The following is a 21,881-nucleotide window of genomic DNA, read 5'->3' on the forward strand; positions in this document are numbered from 1 at the left end:
GGGGCAGCCGCTCCGCCCGGTTCCTGCGACGCAGCCCGCGGCTTCTAAGCCGTGCCGGTTGCCACCTGTACGCCACCGCCATCGGCCGTCATCAACCGGCCTGCGTCGCGTAACGCCGCCCGGATCGTCTCCGGCGTAAACGGCGGCGCGTAGAACCGCACACCGGTCGCATCGAACAACGCGTTCGCGACGGCGGCCGGGCCCGGCACCGACGCCGATTCTCCCGCGCCGAGCGGCGGCTCGCCTTGTCTCGGCATCAGCACGACGTCGACATCCGGCACTTCCGCGAAGGTCAGGATCGGATAGCTCGCCCATTCGCGCGACGCGACCTTGCCGCCGGCGAAGCGCACGCGCTCCTTCAGCGTGCGGCTCAATACCTGGATCACGTTGCCGTGGATCTGGTGGCGCACGCCATCGGGGTTGATCATCGTGCCCGTGTCCTGGCCGACCGTGACGCGTTCGATGCGGATCTCGCCCGACACGCGATCGACGCTCAGGTCGACGATCCATGCCGACCACGCCGCGCCGAAGCCGGGGAAGCGGCTGTGCACGTAGCGCGCGTAGGCGATCCCGCGGCCGCGCACGAGCCGCGACGTAGCGGGTTCATGCGGCGCGTCTGGCGCGCGCGGCGTCCAGCCCGCGCGGTCGGCCACGGCCTGCAGCAGTTCGGTCGCGCGCGTGTCCTGCAGATGGCGCAGCCGGAACGCGAGCGGGTCGACGCCGGTCAGCGCCGCGCATTCGTCGACGAACGCATCGTGCGCGAACGAGTTCGGCAGCGCCGACACGCCGCGCAGCCACGACGCGCGCACCAGCGGCGCGAGATCCTCGCAGACGAAGCGGCGATGCGGGCTCGCGTACGGCGACACGGCCGTGCGGTCGCCCATCTCGAACACGCGCGGCGCGGGCGCGATCGTGCCGGTCAGCAGCGCCGCGAGCAGCGGCGCGTCGTTCGACGGGTAGCGCGTCGTGAAGTCGTAGCCGAGCAGGCGGCCGTCGCGCGTGACGGTGCCGCTCACCTGCATCGACTGGCCCGCGCCTTTCGGTTCCCACAGATGTTCGTCCGCGCGCGACAGCTGCACGCGCACCGGGCGGCCGACCGCGCGCGACAGCAGCAGCGCGTCGCCGCACACGTCGTCCGCGCCGTTGCGGCCGTAGCAGCCGGCCGCTTCCATCCGCACCACGTCGAAATCGGCTTCGTCGCGCGCAACGAGCGTCGCGAGGTCATGGCGCAGCGACACGGGATTCTGCGTGCCCGACCACACGGTGATCCGGCCGTTGCCCGGTTCGCGATAGTCGGCGAGCGCGCATGACGGGCCGATCGAGCCGTGCATCTGGAACGGCCACGCATAGGTGCGCGACAGCGTGATCGTGTCGGGCTGCGCGCGCGCCGCATCGACGTCGCCTTCGTCGAGCAGCACGCGGCGTTTGGCCGGCGCGGCGGCGATCGCGGCTGCCGGGTCGTCGAGCGGCGGCAGCGCGGGGAGCGGCCGCCATGTCACGCGCAGCTGGCGCGCCGCGCGGATCGCGTGTTCCTCGCGCTCGGCCACCACGCCGACGAAATCGCCGATCGCGACGACGGCCACGAGCCCCGGCACGTCGGCCACCGATGCGCGATCGACGTCGATCAGCGAATCACCGACGAACGAACCGCTGTCATGCCCCGCATAGGGCGGCCGCACGACACGGCCGTGCAGCATGCCCGGCACGCGCATGTCGTGCACGAACGTGAGCTGGCCGGTTGCCTTCGCGGGCAGGTCGACGCGCGGCGACGACTGGCCGACGATCCGGTATAGGGCGGGATCTTTCGTGCGGGTGTTCAGGTCCAGCGTCAGCGCGATCCGGTGCGCGGCGACGAGCGCAGCGAACGTGGCCGTTTGCCCGTTTGCCGAGATCGTCGCGTCGTCGATCTGCAGTTGCGCCGCGTCGACATTGAACCGTTCGGCGGCAAGCGCCAGCAACGCATGGCGCGCCTGCGCGGCCGCACAGCGGAGCGGCGTCGCGGAAATCTGGATCGTCGCGCTCGCGATGGTCGGGCCCTGGTTCGGTGTCGCGGCCGTGTCGCCGAGCACCATCGTCACGCGCGCGGCCGGTACATCGAGTTCCTCGGCGACGATCTGCGCGAGCGACGTGCGGATGCCGGTGCCGAGATCGACGTGGCCGTTGAACGCGAGGATGCGGCCGTCGTCGAGGATCGCGACGAACACTTCCGGCAGCGCCGGCACGTAGGACGACAGGCTGCCCGGCTGGCCGGGCGCCGGCTTGACGGGCGGCGCGGGCGGCTGGATCACGGTGAGGCAGCCGTTGCGCGCGAGCAGGTCGGAGCGATTCACGGATGAAGGGTCCTGTCGAGGGAGGGGCGGCGCGCGGCCGGATGCGGCGTACGCGGAGCGAGGCGGCCGGCGGCCCGGGCGTCCTGCTCGCGGTGTGCGTCGAGCGCCATTACAGTGACCGTCGCGAGCGCACGCGTCCCCAATCTAGGCCGCCAAAAGCGCAGCGTCAATCGCACGGGCGGGCGCCGGCCGGTCACGCCGCCGGCCCGCCGCGACGATTCAGCGTGCGCGTGCCTGCACCGCATCGATCGCCGCGATCGCATCGTCGAGCGGCATTACCGCCGCGTATTTCTGCTGCATGTCGAACAGGTTCGCGTCGTGCGGTGCGATCGCGCGATCGCCGACACAGTCCGCGAGCACGAGCGGGCGGAACCCGTGCGACATCGCGTCGACGACGCTCGCGCGCACGCAGCCGCTCGTCACGGCGCCCGCGACAAGCAGCGTCTGCACCGCGCGCTGCGCGAGCCACGGCGCCAGCTGCGTGCCGAAGAACGCCGACGGCACGGTCTTGCGCACGACGAGTTCGCCCGGCGCGGGCGTGAGTTCGGGCACGATCGCGCTGTTCGGGTGGTGCTCGGTCAGCGTCGCCATGCCGGGCACCTTCAGCGAGAACACGTTGTCGTCGCTGCCGTCGTCCGCATACACGATGCGGCTGTGCGCGACGGGCCAGCCGCGTTCGCGCGCCAGCGCGAGTGCGTGCGTCGTGCGCGCGATTGCCGGCGCGATGTTGCCGCCGCCGAACGTCGCGGGATCGGCAAAGCCGACCACGAAATCGACGATCAGCAGGCCGATGTTGCCGTGCGGCGGCAGCGGCGTGCCGAAACCCTGCTGGCGGTAGACGTTCGCTTCGGCGTGGCGGGAAAGGTCGTTCATGATGTCGGTCGCTCGTCGGTCAGGCGGGTTGGTCGGTCACGCGGCCGTCGCGCACGACGGTCGCGCCGTCGAGTTCGACCGTGCAGCGGCGCAGCGGAATGTCGATGTGGCAGGTGGTCGTGCGGTTGCCGCCGCCTTCGTTGTTCGGGCCGAGCGAGAACAGGAAGTTGCCCTCGAACGCGCGCGCGTCCATCCCGATCGTCGCCTCTCGGTCGTACAGCCCGAGCGTCGACCAGCGCGCGCGCGGCTGCAACCCCCAGCCGATATGCGAGATCGCATAGCCTTCCGGGTCGGCGAAGGTCTCCATGTAGTCGCGCAGCAGATCGGCGTCGACGCCGCCTTCGATGCGCGTCGCATAGCCGGCTTCGACCGTCAGCGCGATCGGCTCGCGCACGTAGTGCTTCTGAGGCAGCAGGATGTCGCCGCGATCGATCACGATCGTGCCGCGCGCGGTGCGGTCGTTCGGGTAGGTCAGCGCGAAGCCGCTCGGCCAGTGGTCCCAGCGGCCCGGCGCGTCGACGAAGCCGTATTCGGCCGTTGGCGGGAACTCGCCGAGCGGGCACACGAGCGCGGTGCCGGCCGCCGACGTCACGCGCATCTCGCGGGCGGCGGCGATCCGTTTCGCCGCGGCGAGCACGCGCGTGCGGTCGGCCAGCGTCGGCACCATCCGCACGAGCACTTCGGGCGGCTCGACCGCGAGCAGGATTTTCGTGCCGGACTTCAGGATCTCGTGCTGCTCGGGCGAGAACAGCAGCGTCATCAGGTCGAGCACGAGGTCGCTCTCGCGCAGCGCGGCGATCGCGGCCTTGTTGCCGGTCAGCGGCGTCGTGCCGAGATACGCGAGCGGATCGCGGCTGAACGCCTTGTCGCCGTTCACCGGCGGCAGGTCGAGGCGGTTGACGGTCGCGCCCATCGCTTGCGTCGCGATCAGCGCGCACGACAGCGTCTGCGGATGGGTGGCCGCGCTCGTCAGGATCGTGACGGTCTGGCCCGGTTCGAGGCGCGACAGCGTGAGGACCTGCTTCCACGCGTCGATCAGTTGGGAATCGCTGACTGGCATCGTCGGCTCCGGTAAAGGCGTGAAGGAAAGGGGCGGGCGCCGCGCGATCAGGCTGCGAGCGGCGCGCCGAGGAAGTCGCCGAACGCCGCGTAGAAGCCCGGTGCGTTGTCCCACGGAATCATGTGGCCGGCGCCGGGCACGCGCACGTGCCGCATCGACGGTGTCGCGCGCTGCAGTTCGGCGACGTCGTCGTCGCGCACCACGTCGCCGCGTTCGGCCGTGATCAGCAGCGACGGCACGGCCAGTTGCGCGGCGTCCGCGTGGAAATCGTCGGCATGAAAGCCTTCGTACGACGCGCGCACCGCGCGCTCGTCGCAGGTATGCAGCCATTCGGCGCGCAACTGCAGCTCGGCGTCCGTCCAGGTCGGGCAGAACGCGCGCATGCCTTCGGCGTCGGTGCCGGCGCGCGCGAGCGCCATCGAGTCGATGTACCACGGCAGCTTGCCCGGATAGTCGCGGCGGTTCGGGCCCGACACGGGCGGATCGACGAGCACGACCGATTCGAGCCCGTGGATGCCGCGACGCGCGGCGCGCGCGGCGATCCGCGCGCCCATCGAATGGCCGACGAGGCTGGTGCGCGGCAGGCCGAGCGCGGCGACGAGCGCCGCGATGTCGTCGGCCTGCGCATCGAGGCTGTAGTCGAGCGACGGCGACGCGTCGGACAGCCCGCGGCCGCGCACGTCGAGCACGTAGGTATCGAACGCCGCGCCGAATGTTTCGCCGACGAAACCCCACGTGATCGCGGGGCTCGTGATGCCGGGAATCAGCATGATCGCCGGGCGCGACGCGCGTTCGCCGGTCGCGCCGCCGTAGCGCAGGTAGTGCTGGCGGATGCCGTTCGCGCGGATGTTCGCGCCATACAGGAAAGTCGAGGGCATGAAGGGACTCCGTCGAAAGGGCCGCGCTCAGTACGCGCCGGACAGCAGCGCGCCGGCGCCGGGCACGATCGGCTCGAGGTCGAGCTCGCGCAGCATTGCGTAGGTCGTCGCGATCGCGGCCGTGATCACGGGCTTGCCCGTGATCGCCTCGACCTTCGCGACGGCCGGCAGCGACGGCATCTGCACGCAGGCGGACAGCACGATCGCATCGGCGTCCTGGTAAGGCAGCGTCTTCACGATGTCGGGCAGGCGCGCCGGATCGTGGCGGCCGACGTCGAGGTTGTCGGGGATCTCCAGCGCGCGGTATGCGAGCACGTCGAAGCCTTCGTTGCGGATGTAGTCGACCACGAGTTCGGTCAGCGGCAGCATGTACGGCGCGACGACGACGATCCGCTTCGCGCCGATCACCTTCAGTGCGTCGACGAGCGCGCCCGCACTCGTCAGCACGGGCGCCTGCGCGCCGTTGTCCGCCGTGTGCTTCGTCAGGCGTGCCTGCGACACACGGTGGTAGCCGTGCCCCATCGCCATGATCGCGACGAGGCACGCGTAGCCGAGCACGTCGACGCGTGCATCGCTCAGTTCCACTGCGCAGCGGTCGGATTCGGCATCCATTGCCGCGAGTTCCTCCTTGACGACCTTCTTCATCCGCATCCGGCTCGAGTGGTACGTGAAGCGCTCGGGGCGGATCGTTTCGCGCAGCCGCAGCATCGCGGGAATCTCGGTTTCCATCGTCGTGTTGGAACTCGGCACGATCTGGCCGATGCGGTAGGTCTTGCTCATGATGGGGAGGCTCCGTGTCGGTAAGAGTGGGCGGCACGCTGGCGCGGGATCGCCGGATGTCGAGCAAAGTCTAGTGTGTACATTTGAAAATGGCAATGGATCAAAATGATGTCAATCGAGCGGTTGCTGCTTTGTTGCGCGTGTATTCGAGGATTTATTGGTGTTTTCCCGAATGTCTGTGCGGCTGACAACAATCCGCTTGTCCTGAATAAATTGAGTGTGTACGCTACATAAACGCCATTCAATCCGCCCGTTCTCGTGCCGTATTCGGTGACGGGCCCACGATCAGGAGATCCGCATGAGCACACCCCGTATCGCAATCATCGGCGCCGGTCTCGGCGGCACGGCCGCCGCGGCGCTGCTCCAGCGCGGCGGCTACGACGTCGCGCTGTACGAGCAGGCGCCGGCGTTCTCGCGCCTCGGCGCGGGCATCCACCTCGGCCCGAACGTGATGAAGATCATGCGGCGCATCGGCTGCGAGGACGCGCTGGAGACGATGGGTTCGCATCCGGATTACTGGTACAGCCGCGACTGGCAGACGGCCGACGTGCTCGCGCAGATCCCGCTCGGCGACTACGCGCGCAAGGCCTACGGCGCGCGCTACCTGACCGTGCATCGCGGCGATTTCCATGCGTTGATGACGCAGGCGGTGACGCCCGGCACGATCCGCTTCGGCAAGCGGCTCGCGGCGGTGGAGGACACCGGCGACGCGGTGCGCCTGACGTTCACCGACGGCAGCGTCGAGACGGCCGACATCGTGATCGGCGCGGACGGCGTGAATTCGCGGATCCGCGAGCACCTGCTCGGCGCGGAACCGCCGCGCTACACGGGCTACGTCGCGCACCGCGCGGTGTTCCCGGCGTCGCTGCTCGGCCACAAGCCGTACGACATGTGCGTGAAGTGGTGGTCGGAGGATCGCCACATGATGGTCTACTACGTGACCGAGAAGCGCGACGAGTATTACTACGTGACCGGCGTGCCGCAGGCCGAATGGCCCGAAGGCGTGTCGATGGTCGACAGCAGCCGCGATGAAATGCGCGAGGCGTTCGCGGGTTTCCATGCCGACATCCAGCACCTGATCGACGTGTCGCCGTCGATCACCAAGTGGCCGCTGCTCGAACGCGATCCGCTGCCGTTGTGGAGCCGCGGCCGCCTCGTGCTGCTCGGTGACGCGTGCCATCCGATGAAGCCGCACATGGCGCAGGGCGCGGCGATGGCGATCGAGGATGCCGCGATGCTCGCACGCTGCCTCGATGAAGTCGGCGTCGGCGACTACGCGGGCGCATTCGCGTTGTACGAGGCGAATCGCGCGGCGCGCGCGTCGAAGGTGCAGCTCGTGTCGCACAACAACACGTGGCTGCGCACGAACGAGGATCCGGCGTGGGTGTTCGGCTACGACGTGTTCGACGTGCCGCTCGTCTCGCCGTCGCGCGACAGTGTCGCGGCCGTGGCCTGACGCGTACGCGGCGCCCGCGCCGTCCGGCGCTTCGCCGTCGCGTTCGCCGCTGCGTCGGTACGCGTGTTTTCGGCGTGTTATATGTCAGGCGCGCGCCGGCGGCAGTGCCCGCTGCCGGTCGCTCGCCGCATTCCGGATCCATTCATGTCCCATCCCGCTTCTCCGTCGCGGCCGCTGGCGTTTCGCGTGAACGGCACGCCGCACACCTTCGCCGAGGCCGCGCCCGACGCGCCGCTGCTGCTGGTCCTGCGCAACGACTGCGCGCTCAACGGCCCAAAGTACGGCTGCGGGCTCGGGCAGTGCGGCGCATGCACGGTGCTGGTCGACGGGCAGGCGACGCGTTCGTGTGTCGTGCCGGCCGCCGCCGCGAGCGGGCGCGACGTCACGACGCTGGAAGGGCTCGGGTCGCGCGACGCGCCGCATCCGATCCAGCGCGCGTTCATCGACGAGCAGGCCGCGCAATGCGGCTATTGCCTGAACGGGATGATCATGAGCACGAAGGCGCTGCTCGACCGCCATCCCGCGCCGGACGACGCAGCGATCCGCGACGCGTTGCGCTTCAATCTTTGCCGCTGCGGCACGCACCTGGAGATCATCCGGGCCGTGCATCGCGCGGCACGCTACCTGCGAGGCGGCGATGAAGCCTGACACAGGCTTGCCCGTTGCGCCGGAGCGCGCGGCGCGCCCCGAGCCGCGCGATGAAGTCGGCACCGATGCATTGCGAGCACACCACGCGTGCTACACCTGGCCGATCGGCGATGCGCCCGCAGATGCGCAGGCGTCGCTCGACGTCGAAACGCGGACTGCGTCCGACGGGCGGATGACGACGTGGCGCTATCGCGCGCGGACGATCACGGACGATCGTCCCGCGCCGCACGTTGCGAAGACGGAACGTGCGGATACCGGCCCGACCGAGCCGTTCGTCTACCGGCACGCGCAGACGTCGATCGAACTCGCCGAATCCGGCCACACGATTCCTGGACACGCGCACGTGTTCGCGCGCGAATCCTTCGTCGACGAACTCGCGGGCGCGTTGCGGCGCGATCCGGTTGCGTTGCGCCTGCAGCATCTCGATGCGGCGCGGGACGCCGGGCCGCGCGAGATTATCCGGATGGTCAGTGAGCGCGCTGCGTGGGGCGCGCCGGCCGCGGTCGACCCGGATGCCCATGCGCGCCTGAGCGGGCGCGGCTTTGCTTTCGATGGCGCCGCGGCGTCTTCCGGCCACCCGCCGCCGGCTGCCGACGCGATGCGCGACGGCGATGCGCGCTGGTCCGCATGGGTCGTCGATCTGGACGTCGACCGCGCGACGGGCGACGTCGCGGTGCGGCGCGTCGTGGCCGGGCAGGGTGCCGGCGCACCGGGCGACGCGTCGATGGCCGGCTTGCCCGCATGGCAGATCGAGGCGGCGATTTCGCGCGTGATGGGCGCGCGCCTGTCCGCGCGGCCCGCGCACGACGAAACCGGCAGGGGGGCGCAGCCGGATGCGATCGCTCACGAACTGATTGCGTTCGACGACACGGCCCATCGCGCGCACGGCGAGCTGTCGGTGCACGACGCGCGCCGGATCGAGCAGGCGGCGGCGCCTGCGGCGGCGGCGATCGCGAACGCACTGTACGACGCGACGGGCGTGCGGTTTCGCGCACCGCCGTTCGACGCCGGGCGCATTCGCGCGGCGCTCGCGCAACCGGTGCCGGCCGATTTCGCCGAAGCGGGGCGCGGCGACCCGCGTCGCGCATCGCGCTGGCGCCGCTGGCTGGCCGGCGGCGGCGTGGGCGGGGTGGTCGGCGGGCTGATCGGCCTCGCCTGCGCGATCCTGCCGGGCTTCGCGCCGATCGCACCCGTTGCGCCCGGCGGCGCGGACGGCGCGATGTGGAGCGCGGCGACGCTCGAGCGCGGCCGCTTGGTCGCCCTCGCCGGCGACTGCGCGGTGTGCCACACGGCGCCCGGCGGCGCGGCCAACGCGGGCGGGCTCGCGCTCGATACGCCGTTCGGCACGATCCATACGACGAACCTCACGCCCGATCCGGAAACCGGCATCGGCACGTGGTCGTATCCGGCATTTGCGCGCGCGATGCGCGAAGGCATCTCGCGCGACGGCACGCACCTGTACCCGGCGTTCCCGTACACGGCGTTCGCGAAGCTGAGCGAGCCCGACCTGCTCGCGCTCTATGCGTACCTGATGTCGCAGCCGCCGGTGAAACACGTGCCGCCGAAGACGAAGCTGCCGTTCCCGCTCGACCAGCGGCGCCTCGTCGCCGGCTGGAACTGGCTGTTTCACGATGCGCGGCCCTTCGCGCCGGACCCGGCGCGCTCCGCGATGTGGAATCGCGGCAAGTATCTGGTCGACGGCGCCGGGCATTGCGGCGCGTGCCATACGCCGCGCAACGCGCTGGGGGCGGAGAAGGGCGGGTTGGCGTACCTGTCGGGCGGCGAGGCCGAGGGGTGGGTCGCGCCGCCGCTCGTCGCGTCGCCGGCTTCGCCGGTGCCGTGGACCGAGGGCGCGCTGTTCGATTACCTGCGCACGGGCTTCTCCGCGCAGCATGGCGTCGCGGCCGGGCCGATGGCGCCCGTCGTCGCGGGGCTCGCGTCGCTGCCCGAGGCCGACGTCCAGGCGATCGCGCACTATCTCGCGTCGCTGTCGCCGCCCGTCGACGCAGCGGTCGCCGCCGACGCGGCCGCCCGGCAGGCGCGCGGCGCGGAAGCCGTTGCGACGCTCGGCCTCGAAAACGGCCGCCGGGCGTTCGACGCCGCGTGTGCGGTCTGTCACGCGGAATCGGGCGGCGTCGGGCATTTCGGCGTACGCCCGCTGATGGGGCTCAACACGAGCGTCAGCCAGGCCGCGCCGGACAACCTGCTGCGCGTGCTGCATCACGGGATCGACCAGCCGGCGACCGGCGAACTCGGCTACATGCCGGGCTTCGGCGACGCATTCGACGACCGGCAGATGGCCGAGCTGGCCGCGTATATCCGCGCGCGCTACGCGCCGGGGCAGCCGGCGTGGCGGAACCTGGCGGAAGCGTCGGCCAGGATCCGGCAGGCAGCCGCGCACTGATCGGCCGCCAGGCAAAGGGCTGCGAGAGGTGGCCGACGGGCGATCGGCGACCGGGCAAAACTACCCGTTGGCGCGATCTGGCCCGGAATGGGGCGGAAATATTGCCCCATTTTCATCATCGTTTAACCATTCGAAACAATGTGTTCACCGAAAGGGGCATGATCTCCGGCGATCGAGCGGGCATAATGGCGCCTATGTTGCTCAATGCGCGTCGAACGGCGCGCGCCTGCCCCCATGTCCACTCCAGTTTCCTTTCGAACCTTTCGATGGTTGACCGTCGCGGCTGCCGTATGCTTGCTCGCCGCGTGTTCGACCGCTTCCGACGTGACCGCGACGTCGAACCCGAACGTGTATACCGTGACGACGCGCACGGTCGGCGTGTCGACGACGTGGGCCGATGCCCATACGAAGGCCGTCGACGAGGCCACCAACTACTGCACGCAGCGCGGCATGCGCGCGAGCATGAAGCAGGAATCGCTGACCAGCGGCAGCCGTGTCGGCGCGCGCTCCGAACTCGCGTTCGAGTGCCATCCGACCTTCGAGACGGCGTCGAACCCGCGCGGTTGAGCGACGGGCGGCGTTGACGCACCGCCTCTGCCGCGCGTTTTCCTTCCCCCGCATGCAAAACGACCCGCGATGCCGTTCAGGCGCATCGCGGGTCGGCGCACGTCCGGTGCAGGCGGCGGTTACGCCGGCTGCGCCTCGTACAGTTTCACGCACGCGGAGAAGTCGAGCGTGCCGAGCCCCTGCTGGCTCATCGACTGATAGAGCTGCTGAGCGAGCGCGCCCATCCACACCGGCTGGTGGGCGCTGCGCGCCGCTTCGGTCGCGAGCCCGAGATCCTTCAGCATCAGGTTCGCCGCGAACCCGCCCGCGTAGCCGCGCGCGGCCGGCGCGGTGTCGCTCACGCCCGGATACGGGTTGTAAGTGTCCGAGCTCCAGCAGCGGCCGGTCGACGTATTGATGATGCCGGCCAGCACGGCCGGATCGATCCCGAGCGCCGCGCCGAGCGCCATCGCTTCCGATACGCCCATCATCGAGATCCCGAGCAGCAGGTTGTTGCAGATCTTCGCGATTTGCCCGGTGCCCGTGCCGCCGCACTGCACGACGTTCTTGCCCATGTCGAGCAGCACGGGGCGGATGCGCTCGAACAGCGCGGTGTCCGCGCCGACCATGAAGGTCAGCGTGCCGGCCTGCGCACCGCCGGTGCCGCCCGACACGGGCGCGTCGGCGAGCGGGAAGCCGCGTTGCGCGGCGGCGTCGGCCACCGCGCGCACGGTGCACGGATCGATCGTGCTGCAGTCGATCAGCGCAGCGCCGGCGCGTGTGCCGGCCAGCACGCCATCATCGCCGAGATAGACCGCGCGCACGTGCTGCGCGGCCGGCAGCATCGTGATCACGATGGCGCCGCGTGCGGCCGCTTCGCGCGGTGAGCCGGCGGCCGTCGCGCCGGCGCGCACTGCGACGTCGACCGCGTGCGCGTCGAGGTCGAACACCGTCAGTGCGTGGCCGGCTTTCAGCAGGTTGGCGGCCATCGGGCCGCCCATGTTGCCGAGTCCGATGAATGCAATTTCCATGGTCAGGCTCCGTGGGTCAGCGCAGCGCGATCGTCGTGTTCACGCCACCGGCCGTCGCGTCGTCGTCGAACCAGCGCGCGGTGACCGTCTTGGTCTGCGTATAGAACTGCACGACCTGCTTGCCGTACGGGCCGAGATCGCCGAGCTTCGAGCCGCGCGAGCCGGTGAAGCTGAAGTAGGGCACCGGCACCGGGATCGGGATGTTGATGCCGACCTGGCCGATGTCGATCTCGCTCTGGAACTTGCGTGCGGCCGCGCCGCTCTGCGTGAACAGGCCGACGCCGTTGCCCATCGGGTTGCGGTTGACGAGCGCGATCGCTTCATCGAGCGTGTCGGCTTCGAGCACGACCACCACCGGCCCGAAGATTTCTTCCGTGTAGATCGACATGTCGGTCGTCACGCCCGAGAAGATCGTCGGGCCGACGAAGTTGCCCTGCTCGTAGCCGGGCACCTTCACGTTGCGGCCGTCGAGTTCGAGCTTCGCGCCGGCATTCACGCCTTCGTCGATCAGCGCGGTGATGCGCGCATGCGCGGCCTTCGACACGACCGGGCCGACATCGGTACCCGGCTCGTGGCCCGCGTTGATCTTCAGCGCCTTCGCCTTCTCGACGAGTTCGGGCAGCCAGTCGCGCGCCTTGCCGACCAGCACGACGACCGACGTCGCCATGCAGCGCTGGCCGGCCGCGCCGAAGCCCGCGCCGACGAGCGCGTTGATCGACTGCTCGCGGTGCGCATCGGGCAGCACGACCGCGTGGTTCTTCGCGCCCATCATCGACTGCACGCGCTTGCCGTGCTGGCTGCCGAGGTTGTACACGTGCGTGCCGACGCGCGTCGAGCCGACGAACGAGATCGCCTTGATGTCCGGGTGCGTGCAGAGCCGGTCGACCACCGTCTTGCCGCCGTGCACGACGTTCAGCACGCCTTGCGGCACGCCGGCCTCGATCGCGAGTTCGACGAGCTGCATCGTCGACAGCGGGTCCTGCTCCGACGGCTTCAGCACGAACGTGTTGCCGCACACGATCGCCATCGGGAACATCCACAGCGGGATCATGCCGGGGAAGTTGAACGGCGTGATGCCCGCGCACACGCCGATCGGCTGGCGCAGCGTGTAGGTATCGACGCCGCCCGCGACGTTCTCCGCGAATTCGCCTTGCTGCAGCGTGCCGATCGAGCATGCGTGCTCGACCACTTCGAGGCCGCGGAAAATGTCGCCCTGCGCGTCGGGCAGCGTCTTGCCTTGCTCGGCCGTCAACGTGTGCGCGATCCGTTCGAGGTTGCGGCGCACGAGATCCTGGAATTTCAGCATGATGCGCAGCCGCGCGCCGATCGGCGTCGTCTTCCACGTCTGGAACGCGCGCTGCGCGGACGCGATCGCGGCATCGACCTCGTCGAGCGTCGCAAACGGCACGCGGCCGATCACTTCCTGCGTCGCCGGGTTGACGATGTCGCCCCATTCGGCGCTTTGCGATTCGACGAACGCGCCGTCGATCAGCAGCTTGGCGGTGGGCAGGGCGAGGGTGGTCTGGGGAACTGCGGCGTTCATGGATGTCTCCGTAAAGCGGTGTGACGATGAAAAGGGTGTCTGCTTCCGCCGCGCATGGATGCGCGGCGGGTAGCAGGCCGAACTGAAATCGATCGAATGTAGGCCGGCGTGCTCAGGTGCGTGCCGGTCGCATCAACGCGGTGCACATGAGCGCGAACACGCCGAAGCCGACGAGGTACGCGATCACGTAGTGCGGCTGGCCGCCGCCGGCCTTGAGCAGCGACGTCGCGATCATCGGCGCGAAGCCGCCGCCGATCACGCCGGCCAGCTGCACCGACAGCGAGATGCCGCTGTAGCGGATTTCCGCGGGGAACTGCTGCGCGAACAGCAGCGATTCCGGTGCGTAAAGGATCGGGAACACGACGCCGAGGCCGAGCACGATCGCCCACCACGCGTACGACGTCTGCTGCGTGCCGAGCATCATGAAGAACGGCGCGGCGAACGCGCACATCAGCACGAGGCCGATCGCGAACATCCGGCGCTGGCCGATGCGGTCGCTCAGATGGCCGCACAGCGGCATCGTGACGAGCGACAGCGCCGCGCCGGCCGTGATCGCGTGCAGCATCTCGGCCTTCGGCAGGTGCAGCTGCTGCGTCGCGTAAGCGAGCGCGAACGTGACGACCATGTAGAACCAGGTGTTCTCGGCGGCGCGCGCGCCGACGATCGTCAGCACCTCGCGCGGATGACGGCGCAGCGCGGCCGTCACCGGCGATTTCTCGGCCTTGCCCTGGCGCTGCATCTTCTCGAAGTCGGGCGATTCGGGCACCTTCGCGCGGATGAACCAGCCGAGGCCGACGAGCGCGATGCTCGCGAGGAACGGCACGCGCCAGCCCCACGACAGCATGTCGGCTTCCGGCAGCGCGGCCACCGCGGCCATCGCGACCGACGACAGGATCAGGCCGAGCCCGACGCCCGTCTGCGGCAGGCTGCCGAACAGTCCCTTGCGGCCCTTCGGCGCGTGCTCGACGGCCATCAGCACCGCGCCGCCCCATTCGCCGCCGACGGCCATCCCCTGCAGGAAGCGCATTGCGATCAGCAGCGCGGCGGCCCAGTAGCCGATGCTGTCGTACGACGGGATCAGCCCGATGATCATGCTCGGCACGCCCATCAGCAGCAGCGTGATCATCAGCATCGACTTGCGGCCGATGCGGTCGCCGAAGTGGCCGAACACGATGCCGCCCATCGGCCGCCCGATGAAGCCGACCGCGAACGTGCCGAACGCGGCGAGCGTGCCGACGACCGGGTCCAGCGACGGGAAGAAGATGCGATTGAAGACGAGGGCGGCGGCGGTGCCGTAGAGGAAGAAGTCGTACCACTCGATCGTGGTGCCGGCCATGCTGGCCCAGCCGGCCAGCAGGTAGTGCTTCGCGGTGCGCTCGGGCGCCGGCGCCGCGATGGTCGCATGCTCATCGAGGGTGGATCGGGTCTGCATGGTGTCTCCGTGGTGGTGCCGCGGCTCGTGGTCCGCAGGTCACGGTCGAGTATAGTTATGCGCAGATTCATGATGTACCGATAAAGAAACCGGTTGGATGTGCATTTATGCATATCGACGGCCGGCCCGGAGACTCCAGCCCTTTTTTCCCATCGCCGATGCGACACGCCACCGAGCCGGTTTCCGGCAACCTGAACTGGGACGACCTGCGCTTTTTCCTCGAAGTCGCGCGCACGCAGCGCGCGAGCGGCGCCGCGAAGCGGCTGGGCGTCGACTACACGACCGTCGCGCGGCGCATTCGCGCGCTCGAGGCCGCGATGGGCACGCTGCTGTTCGACAAGTCGCGTTCCGGCGGCTTCACGCTGACGGCCGAAGGGCAGCGGCTCGTCGCGTATGCGGACGCGATGGAGACGACCGTGCAGTCCGCGTGCGACCAGGTCGCGAATACGGGCGAGGCGCTGTCGGGCCATGTGCGGATCGGGTCGACGGAAGGGTTCGGCTGCTTTTTTCTCGCGCCGCAGCTCGCGCAGTTTCGCGCCGAGCATCCGCACGTGACGGTCGACCTGCTGCCGGTGCCGCATTTCGTCAACCTGCCCAAGCGCGAGGCGGACCTGGCGATCACGCTCGAGCGGCCCGAGCGCGGGCCTTACGTGGTCACCAAGCTGTGCGACTACCAGTTGCGGCTCTACGCGACGCGCGACTATCTCGCGAACCACGCGCCGATTACGTGCACGGACGATCTCGCGCAGCACGCGTTCATCAGCTACGTCGACGATCTCGCATTCAGCAACGAATTGCTGTACCTGGACCGCGCGGTGCCGGGCGCGACGGCCGGGCTGCGCACGACGAGCGTGATCGCGCAGTATTTCGCGGCGCTGCAGGGCGGCGGGCTGGCGATCCTGCCGTGCTTCATGGCGGCCACGCAGCCGGCGCTGGTGCCGGTGTTGCCGGACGACGTGGTCGTCACGCGGTGCTTCTGGCTGACGTGCCGCGAGGATCTGCGCAAGCTGCGGCGCGTGACCGCGCTGTGGGATTACCTGCGTGCGGCGGCGGATGCGAACCGCGCACTGCTGTCGGGGGAGTCGGGGAAGCTGAGATTCGTCGGCGAGCCGGAATAGCGGAGCGAGGGGGGGGCTGTTGCGGTGGCGACGGCGACGATGTGATCGATCTGGACGAAAAAACGGCCGACGAAGATCCGGCCGGTTATCGGGGAAACGCAGATCTGGGCGCGCGGGAATCCGCAGCAGTGGCCGGTGTGGGTGCTGGCGCACCGCGTTCAGTGCACGCGGCCTTTTCAAGCCGGTCCGGCAGATCGGGTTGTGGCTCGCGTTGCAGCAGGCGCACCGGTATGCGGTCCGCAACTGGCGGCATCTCGCGATGGCGGCGCAGGGGCAGGCGGGCGAGATGGCGCCGGCGCGCTAGGCCCTGGGCGCGGGTGCGTAATAGATTTGCCCGATATCTGTGTCGCGCATCTGGCCGTTGCGTTCGGCCTCGGTGCGCGTATCGAGGAAATCGAGCGTGCACAGATCCGGCCGGCCCAGCGCCTTCAAGATGCTCGACGTGCGCCACGCCGGCAGCCAGTCGGACCACGACAGCCGCACGCCCAGGATCAGCGCGAGCAGGACGCCCACCGCGAGCGGGCCACCCAGCAGCATGGCCAGATCGATACCCAGGTCGGAAAAGCCGCCGTTGCTGGTCCACAGCACCAGGATCATGATCGGGATCAGCAGGCAGTTCATGCCGATGAACATCCATTTCCACGCCAGCCACAGGCTGTGCGTGAGGCCGGCCAGCCCCGTGTCGCTGCACGCGTGATCCAGGACCATGCGGTGCCGGTCGGGAGACGACAGCGCGAACAGGCGGCCGTGGCGATCGACCACGGCAACCACGTCATCGCCGACGTCGAAACACTGCCCGCCCAGGAACCCGCGGTACGACTCGCCGCCGATTTCGATTTCCGCCGGAAGCTTCGCGAACAGGATCTTGCCGTTTTTCCCGACGGTCACGAATGCGTTTTCCGAGACGAAGGTTTTGGTCTCGCGCAGGTTCGCGTATGACCACGTCGCCGGATGCTCGACCTTGTCGGCCGCGGCGTTCAACCGGGCCAGGATGAGGTCTTCGTCGGTTTGCTGAAACACCAGCGCGTTGGCCGCGGCCCCGTTGCCGGTGAGTGCTGCCATGATCGGCACCACGTTGTGCGTGAACCAGTAGCCGAGCGATTTCTTGCGGGCTTCGGGGTCGACGGGCTGCACCTGGCGGCTGCCGGCCGTACCTTGGTCGGGGCGCTCGAGAAAGCGCATCGCGGTCAGTTTGCCTTCGACAAGACGCAGGGGTGACGACATAGGGGTAGGCGGCCGCGACGGGACAGGGTTTGCGGAGTCTACCAGTGGCGCGCCCGACGCGGTCAGCGCTTCGTTCTGCCGACCCTGCATCGCGGCCGGCAGTGCCGCGATCGCGCACCGGAACCCGGTATTCAACCCGGGCAGCCTAGCCGGTCCGCGAGTTCGTTCAGGTCCCTGACGTCGAAGTCCCACGCATCGTCGGCTTTCAGGTCGGTCGTCTGGCCGGGTCCGTGTTCGGTCGGACGCAGCACGAACGCGGTCGACAGTCCCTGCCGGCGTGCGGCCGCGAGATCGCCGTTGTGCGCGGCGACCAGGCACAGCTCGGCCGGTTCGACCCCGAGAATCTCGACGGTGTCGCTTTACACCTGCGGCGACGGCTTGTACGCGCGGACGACTTCCGCACCGAGAATCGCATCCCACGGCAGCCCCGCGCGTTTCGCGACGTCGACCATCAGCCGGATGTTGCCGTTCGACAGCGGCGCGATGATGTAGCGTCGCTTCAGCCGTTGCAGCGCCGCGACGGCGTCGGGCCACGGGTCGAGGCTGTGCCACGCGAGGTTGAGCGCATCGATGTCGGCGTCGGGCACGTCGTCGATCCCGTAGCGGTCGAGCGTGCGGACCAGGTTCTCGCGGTGCAGGACGTCGAGCCGCACGTAGCGGCGGCGCCCGCTGCGGATTTCTTCCATCGACGGCGAATATTCGGCCCGCCACGCATCGGCGAATTCGAGCGGGTCGAGCGCGGGGGCATAGCGGTCGAGGAACGCGGCGGCGCCGCGTGCGACGCCGCTTCTCCAGTCGACGATCGTTCCGAAGACATCGAAAACGAGCGCCTTGATTTCGGCAGGGTTCGTCATGGTGATCCAGTGAGGGTCGATCGATGAGGTGGCGAATCGCCGTGCCGCCGGAATGCGCGACGCCGGTTCGATCGTCATTGAATCACGGATACGAAAAGACGGTCTGGACGGTCGCCATGTCGAACGGCCAGGCAACGTCGCGCGTGAACTGTCCCCTGGACGTTGGCGGCCTGCGAGATTCGCGGGTGACGCATCCGGAATCCTTCGCGCCCCCCGTCCGACCGCCCTGGCTCGGGTTACTCCGGACGCAATTTTCCGACAACCCGCAATAAGCCGATATCGCTGCACCGGACCGCTCTCTACCATTCGTCGAACGGCTGAGCGCCGCGCGGATGGCCGGCCTGCGGGCACGAAGCGTCGGCGCGGCGTGCCGATGCCGGTTCCGGAAGACGGCCGGCCGCGTTCAATGCCACTTGCGGATCTGCACCTGCACCTTGCCGTCGCGGATCGGCATGACGTCGGGTCTGTCGTCGCCGACTTCGCTCGCGATCAGGTCGTTCAGGCGGTCGTTCATCGCGAGCAGCCGCTCGCCATGCCGCTTCCGGTCCATCGCGAGATTGCGCATCTCGCCCGGATCGCTCGCGATATCGAACAGCTCGACGTCGTTGCGCGCGAACAGGCCCTCCATCGTCGTCGGCCGGTTGAATTCGAGCGGCGAGAAATAGCGCGTGAACCGGTAGCGGCCGTCGAACACGCTGCGGATCGTGCCGCGCAACCGGAAATCGGGCTGCTGCGCGAGCGCGCGGCGCAGCAGCTCGTCCTCCGGCACGCCTTTCTGGCGCATCGTGCCGAGCTCCTTCAGCATCCATTCGCTGTCGTAGTAGAGCAGCATCGCGTAGTTGAACAGCGTGGCGTCACGGGCCGCGTGCAGCTTCGCTTCGGTGGGCTTCGCGAGCCAGCGCGTGAGGTCGTGCCCCTTCAGCGCGCTGCCGCGAATCGATGCGAGGCGTGCATCGTCGAGACCGGTGAGCCCGAGCAGCGTCGGCGCGATGTCGATGTGCGACGTCAGTGCATCGCACTGCATGCCGCCCGGATAGGCGGGATGGCGGATCACGAGCGGCACGTGGTTCTGCGGCTGGTACGCGGTTGCACCCTTGCCGACGAGCTGGTGCGCGCCGACGTGGTCGCCGTGGTCGGCCGTCATCACGACGATCGTGCGTTCGTCGAGGCCGAGCGACTGCAGCGACTGCAACAGGCGCACGACGTGCGTGTCGCAGTCGCGCACGCAGTTGAAGTAGTTGTCCTGATAGATGCGCAGGCGTTCGTCGGTGAACGGATAGCGCCCGACGAGGTTCGCATGCGCGGCGTTGAACATCCCGTGCGCCGGCGGCCGCCCCGGTTCGTCGTACGGCTGACGCCGCGATGCCGCGAGCGGCACGTCGTGCCAAGACGTGCGATACAGCGCGTCATTCGGCGGGGGCGCGTTGCCGAGCATCGGGTGGTTCGCGTCCTGCACCGTCGAGCCGTTCGTGTCGGTGTTCACGAACATCGCATCGTGCGGGTTCACCAGGTTCACCGCGAGGAACCACGGCTTGCCTTCCTTCGCGAGACGCGGCGCGTGGTTGCGCATCCAGCTCACCGCCGCCTCGGCCGTGATCCCGTCGTACTGGTAGCCGCCGCGCACCATCCCGATCAGGTCGCCCACGCCGAAATAGTCGTCGAAGCCGTACGACCGGATCGTGCGGTTGTAGTCGGCCACGGGTGCCGTGTACGGGCTCGCGGTTTCGTGCATCGATGCGCTCAGGTGCCACTTGCCGAGATACGCGGCGTAGTAGCCGGCGTCGCGCAGCATGTGGCCGACGGTGCGCACGTCCGGCGACATGTCCTTCTGCCAGGGCACGCCCGCGTTGTCGAGCACGCCGGTGTGCTGGATGTGCTGCCCCGTGTAGACCGTCGAGCGCGACGGCGAGCACACGCACGCGGCGATCTGGTGGTGCATGAACGTGATGCCGTCGCGGCGCAGCGCTTCGCGGCCGGGCACCGGGAACGGCCAGCGGTCGAAGTGGCGTTCCTGGTCGGTCAGGATGAACAGGATGTTGTAGCCGGCGGGCGGAGCTGCAGGTGCGCTCGTCGCGCCGTGGAACGCGGGCGCGGGATCGACGCCCGTGTTGGCGGCAAGCGGTGCGGCGGGCGGCGTGTTCGCGGCCAGCGCATCGGCGCCGAAGCCGGCCGCCGCGACCGCCGCGCCGGCCAGCTTGAGGAACTGGCGCCGCGGGGTGGGTTCGGCGGCGGGGGTGTCCTGATCGTCTTTCACGTCGGCTGTCTCCTGGTCATGCCGGCTCGCGCCGGGGGTTTTCATGCGGACGACTATGCGGCAGGATCGCGTATCGATCGATGAAAGATCAGGGTCGATCGATAACCTGACGAACATGAATGCCGGAGGCGCCCATGACCTACGACCCACGTGGCCCGGCCCGCCGCACGCGGCCGGAACCGCTCGCGCCGCCCGGCGCGCCGGCCCACGAGCAGCGCATCGCGCAGGCGCTGCGCCGGCTGCGCGTGCGCGACATGGAAACGCTGGACTCGCTCGGGCGCACGCGCAGCTTCGCGCGCACGGCCGAGGCCGCGTCGATCACGCAGCCCGCGCTGTCGAAATGGCTGCGCGAGCTCGAGGAGTCACTCGGCCTGCCGCTGTTCGAACGCACGTCGCGGCGCGTCGCGCCGACCGCGTACGGCGATGCGCTGCTCGAATGCATCGGCCGCGTGCTGACCGACATGCGCGGCGTCGCGCCCGCGTTCGACGCGTTGCGTACCGGCACCGGCCGCCCGGTGTCGATCGGCCTGCTGCCGAACATGGCGCCGCAACTGATTCCGGGCGCGCTGGCGTGGCTGCGGGAAGCCGGCCGCCCCGTGCAGCTCAACGTGCGCGAGGACACGCTCGACCGGATGCTCGCGCAGGCGCAGCGCCACGAGCTCGACCTGCTCGTGTGCCGGCTCGACGCATCGGCGCTGAACGCAGGGCTCGACGTCGCGCCGCTGTACCGCGACGACATGATCGTCGTGTGCGGGCCGCGCCATCCGCTGCTCAGGCGTGCGCGGATCAACTGGCGCGACGCGGCCGCGTTTCCGTGGATCGCGCCCCCGCTCGGGTCGCCCGCGCGCACGGCGCTGGACGCCGAGTTCGCGAATGCGGGCTTGCCGCCACCGCCCGTGCTGATGGAATCGGTGTCATGGCAGACCAACCGCGCGGTGGCCGAGCAGTCGCCTTGCCTGTTCGTGCAGTCGGCCCGCGCGTTCGAGCTGGCCCTGCGCTCAGGGGAGCGGGTCGGCCGGCTGCCGCTGAAGCTGTCGACGATGCCGGAAACGGTCGGCGCGCTGTATGCGGCGCCCGCGGGCGTGTCGGTCACGGCTGCGATCGATGCATTGAAGGCCGTGACGCGCACGGAGCCCGGCGCGATGGCATGAATGCGGACGGAGCCGGGCGCCGCCGCACTCTGACGAACGGTTTGCATGCTCGCCGCGCACCACCCTCGGCGTTGCCGTGGGCCGTCGCGCCGCGCGCAAGTCTTTCGGCGGGCTGACTGCCTGCTGCAACCGCCGTGCGGACCACGCGTAACCCCTGATGCAAGTGGATGCGCCGATTGGCACGGATTGGTGTTAAATGTATTTCGGCGCGCGTTGGCACCGCGCGCAATACGGGGCGCACCGGGCATCGGCGTAAACCCGGAGCGAAATTCGGCACGAAGGATCGAAAACGAATCGGG

At 69.4% G+C, this 21,881-nt stretch carries 16 protein-coding genes and 1 pseudogene; 6 read left to right on the forward strand and 11 right to left on the reverse strand.

What is annotated here, in order from left to right; translation table 11 throughout:
- Window positions 1-44 precede the first annotated feature (44 nt).
- From C5O79_RS33580 to C5O79_RS33600, 5 genes are all read right to left on the reverse strand, one after another.
- Window positions 45-2,330 carry a molybdopterin cofactor-binding domain-containing protein gene (locus C5O79_RS33580; protein WP_131932120.1) on the reverse strand — a complete coding sequence of 762 codons (2,286 nt, stop codon included), beginning with the start codon at window positions 2,328-2,330 and terminating at the stop codon, window positions 45-47.
- Between the two features lie 219 nt (window positions 2,331-2,549).
- On the reverse strand, window positions 2,550-3,203 hold the full coding sequence (locus tag C5O79_RS33585; RefSeq protein WP_039370139.1) for an isochorismatase family protein: 654 nt from the start codon (window positions 3,201-3,203) through the stop codon (window positions 2,550-2,552).
- 19 nt (window positions 3,204-3,222) lie between these two features.
- Entirely contained in the window at window positions 3,223-4,263 is a 1,041-nt protein-coding gene (locus tag C5O79_RS33590) for a 2,5-dihydroxypyridine 5,6-dioxygenase (protein WP_046549823.1), read from the reverse strand.
- Between the two features lie 47 nt (window positions 4,264-4,310).
- Entirely contained in the window at window positions 4,311-5,141 is an 831-nt protein-coding gene (locus C5O79_RS33595; protein WP_122475429.1) for an alpha/beta hydrolase, read from the reverse strand.
- Between the two features lie 27 nt (window positions 5,142-5,168).
- Window positions 5,169-5,921 carry an Asp/Glu racemase gene (locus C5O79_RS33600; protein ID WP_047850217.1) on the reverse strand — a complete coding sequence of 251 codons (753 nt, stop codon included), beginning with the start codon at window positions 5,919-5,921 and terminating at the stop codon, window positions 5,169-5,171.
- Between the two features lie 298 nt (window positions 5,922-6,219).
- On the opposite strand from C5O79_RS33600, the gene C5O79_RS33605 reads away from it, so the two are divergent.
- The 4 genes from C5O79_RS33605 to C5O79_RS33620 all read left to right on the forward strand — a co-directional run bounded on the left by C5O79_RS33605 (window position 6,220) and on the right by C5O79_RS33620 (window position 10,996).
- Window positions 6,220-7,377, forward strand: a complete 1,158-nt coding sequence (locus C5O79_RS33605; RefSeq protein ID WP_122475430.1) for an FAD-dependent monooxygenase — start codon at window positions 6,220-6,222, stop codon at window positions 7,375-7,377.
- 144 nt (window positions 7,378-7,521) lie between these two features.
- Window positions 7,522-8,025, forward strand: a complete 504-nt coding sequence (locus tag C5O79_RS33610; protein ID WP_039370125.1) for a (2Fe-2S)-binding protein — start codon at window positions 7,522-7,524, stop codon at window positions 8,023-8,025.
- Entirely contained in the window at window positions 8,015-10,429 is a 2,415-nt protein-coding gene (locus C5O79_RS33615; protein WP_122475431.1) for a c-type cytochrome, read from the forward strand. The genes C5O79_RS33610 and C5O79_RS33615 overlap by 11 nt, the downstream gene beginning before the upstream one ends.
- A gap of 234 nt (window positions 10,430-10,663) precedes the next feature.
- Window positions 10,664-10,996, forward strand: coding sequence for a hypothetical protein (locus C5O79_RS33620; RefSeq protein WP_046550008.1), 333 nt, complete (start codon window positions 10,664-10,666; stop codon window positions 10,994-10,996).
- A gap of 119 nt (window positions 10,997-11,115) precedes the next feature.
- Here the strand turns inward: C5O79_RS33620 and mmsB are convergent, their stop codons facing one another.
- From mmsB to C5O79_RS33635, 3 genes are all read right to left on the reverse strand, one after another.
- A complete protein-coding gene (gene mmsB, locus C5O79_RS33625) occupies window positions 11,116-12,006 on the reverse strand; it encodes a 3-hydroxyisobutyrate dehydrogenase (protein ID WP_131932122.1) in 891 nt (296 codons plus the stop codon).
- Between the two features lie 16 nt (window positions 12,007-12,022).
- Window positions 12,023-13,549, reverse strand: a complete 1,527-nt coding sequence (locus C5O79_RS33630; protein ID WP_131932124.1) for a CoA-acylating methylmalonate-semialdehyde dehydrogenase — start codon at window positions 13,547-13,549, stop codon at window positions 12,023-12,025.
- A 112-nt stretch (window positions 13,550-13,661) separates the two neighbouring features.
- Window positions 13,662-14,981 (reverse strand): MFS transporter, encoded by a 1,320-nt coding sequence (locus tag C5O79_RS33635; RefSeq protein ID WP_131932126.1) that lies wholly within the window; start codon window positions 14,979-14,981, stop codon window positions 13,662-13,664.
- 158 nt (window positions 14,982-15,139) lie between these two features.
- Here C5O79_RS33635 and C5O79_RS33640 point away from each other — a divergent pair, with 158 nt between their 5' ends.
- On the forward strand, window positions 15,140-16,099 hold the full coding sequence (locus C5O79_RS33640) for a LysR family transcriptional regulator (RefSeq protein WP_039357318.1): 960 nt from the start codon (window positions 15,140-15,142) through the stop codon (window positions 16,097-16,099).
- 300 nt (window positions 16,100-16,399) lie between these two features.
- Here C5O79_RS33640 and C5O79_RS33650 read toward each other — a convergent pair whose 3' ends face one another.
- The 3 genes and pseudogenes from C5O79_RS33650 to C5O79_RS33660 form a co-directional block, all read right to left on the reverse strand.
- Complete coding sequence (locus C5O79_RS33650) at window positions 16,400-17,515, reverse strand: hypothetical protein (protein ID WP_240687934.1); 1,116 nt, start codon at window positions 17,513-17,515, stop codon at window positions 16,400-16,402.
- Window positions 17,455-18,177, reverse strand: a pseudogene (locus C5O79_RS33655) (haloacid dehalogenase type II). The gene C5O79_RS33650 and the pseudogene C5O79_RS33655 overlap by 61 nt, the downstream one beginning before the upstream one ends.
- Window positions 18,178-18,580: 403 nt before the next feature.
- Window positions 18,581-20,431 carry a sulfatase-like hydrolase/transferase gene (locus C5O79_RS33660; RefSeq protein WP_124474452.1) on the reverse strand — a complete coding sequence of 617 codons (1,851 nt, stop codon included), beginning with the start codon at window positions 20,429-20,431 and terminating at the stop codon, window positions 18,581-18,583.
- Window positions 20,432-20,565: 134 nt separating this feature from the next.
- Between C5O79_RS33660 and C5O79_RS33665 the strand changes: the two genes are divergently transcribed.
- Window positions 20,566-21,582 (forward strand): LysR substrate-binding domain-containing protein, encoded by a 1,017-nt coding sequence (locus C5O79_RS33665; protein WP_046549816.1) that lies wholly within the window; start codon window positions 20,566-20,568, stop codon window positions 21,580-21,582.
- The last annotated feature ends 299 nt before the right edge of the window (window positions 21,583-21,881 follow it).

Source organism: Burkholderia sp. SRS-25 (assembly GCF_004343765.1).
GTDB lineage: Bacteria > Pseudomonadota > Gammaproteobacteria > Burkholderiales > Burkholderiaceae > Burkholderia > Burkholderia contaminans.

What these genes read in the sequence shown, in the direction of transcription:
- C5O79_RS33635 (WP_131932126.1), bottom strand. Translation starts at nt 14,981, where the DNA reads ATGCAGACCCGATCCACCCTCGATGAGCATGCGACCATCGCGGCGCCG.
- C5O79_RS33595 (WP_122475429.1), bottom strand. Translation starts at nt 5,141, where the DNA reads ATGCCCTCGACTTTCCTGTATGGCGCGAACATCCGCGCGAACGGCATC.
- C5O79_RS33615 (WP_122475431.1), top strand. Translation starts at nt 8,015, where the DNA reads ATGAAGCCTGACACAGGCTTGCCCGTTGCGCCGGAGCGCGCGGCGCGC.
- C5O79_RS33590 (WP_046549823.1), bottom strand. Translation starts at nt 4,263, where the DNA reads ATGCCAGTCAGCGATTCCCAACTGATCGACGCGTGGAAGCAGGTCCTC.
- C5O79_RS33665 (WP_046549816.1), top strand. Translation starts at nt 20,566, where the DNA reads ATGACCTACGACCCACGTGGCCCGGCCCGCCGCACGCGGCCGGAACCG.
- C5O79_RS33605 (WP_122475430.1), top strand. Translation starts at nt 6,220, where the DNA reads ATGAGCACACCCCGTATCGCAATCATCGGCGCCGGTCTCGGCGGCACG.
- C5O79_RS33630 (WP_131932124.1), bottom strand. Translation starts at nt 13,549, where the DNA reads ATGAACGCCGCAGTTCCCCAGACCACCCTCGCCCTGCCCACCGCCAAG.
- C5O79_RS33640 (WP_039357318.1), top strand. Translation starts at nt 15,140, where the DNA reads ATGCGACACGCCACCGAGCCGGTTTCCGGCAACCTGAACTGGGACGAC.
- C5O79_RS33620 (WP_046550008.1), top strand. Translation starts at nt 10,664, where the DNA reads ATGTCCACTCCAGTTTCCTTTCGAACCTTTCGATGGTTGACCGTCGCG.
- C5O79_RS33610 (WP_039370125.1), top strand. Translation starts at nt 7,522, where the DNA reads ATGTCCCATCCCGCTTCTCCGTCGCGGCCGCTGGCGTTTCGCGTGAAC.
- C5O79_RS33585 (WP_039370139.1), bottom strand. Translation starts at nt 3,203, where the DNA reads ATGAACGACCTTTCCCGCCACGCCGAAGCGAACGTCTACCGCCAGCAG.
- C5O79_RS33600 (WP_047850217.1), bottom strand. Translation starts at nt 5,921, where the DNA reads ATGAGCAAGACCTACCGCATCGGCCAGATCGTGCCGAGTTCCAACACG.
- mmsB (WP_131932122.1), bottom strand. Translation starts at nt 12,006, where the DNA reads ATGGAAATTGCATTCATCGGACTCGGCAACATGGGCGGCCCGATGGCC.